This window comes from Xanthobacter sp. BG11Y11_SDJG (assembly GCF_057364445.1).
Window position 1 is genome coordinate 1 of sequence record NZ_JBNFNU010000907.1, and the last position, 506, is coordinate 506.

The 506-nt window shown below is 75.1% G+C and carries 1 protein-coding gene; it reads left to right on the top strand.

Annotation, left to right across the window (positions count from 1 at the left end; all coding sequences use genetic code 11):
- A partial coding sequence (locus tag AC2W7M_RS27235; protein WP_486136369.1) for an acyl-CoA dehydrogenase family protein occupies window positions 1-506 on the top strand: 506 nt, incomplete at both ends.

Below are 506 nucleotides of genomic sequence, written 5' to 3' on the forward strand. Positions count from 1 at the left end.
GGCGATCCATCTGCGCCGCGCCCGCCGAACGGAGCGACACCGGGTCCGGCCTCGCGGCCGAGGGGCTCGCCTTCGCTCCGGCGGACGTCGACGTCATCCTCGCGTTCGACGCGCGGGAGCGGTGCCTCCTCGCCCTCGATCCGGCGGAGGCCCGAACGGTTGCGACCGTTGACGGCGGCGCGCTCGCCTTCCTCGTCGATGGGCCCGATGCGGTGCCGGTGGCCGATGGCCGCGCGGCGGAGGCGGCGTTCGTCACGGCACGCGACGTGCAGCGCCTGCTGTACGCGGCGGAGCTATGCGGGCTCATGACGCGCGCGCTCGACCTGACGCTCGACTACATGCGCCTGCGCCGTCAGTTCGGCCAGCCGATCGGCGCGTTCCAAGCGCTCCAGCACCGGGCTGCGACCCATTTCGTGGACGCGACGGCGGCCCGCGCGCTGGTGGCCGAAGCCGGGCGCGCCTTCGGCACGCAAAAGCAGGCCGGTGCGGCGGCGGCCGCCAAGGCG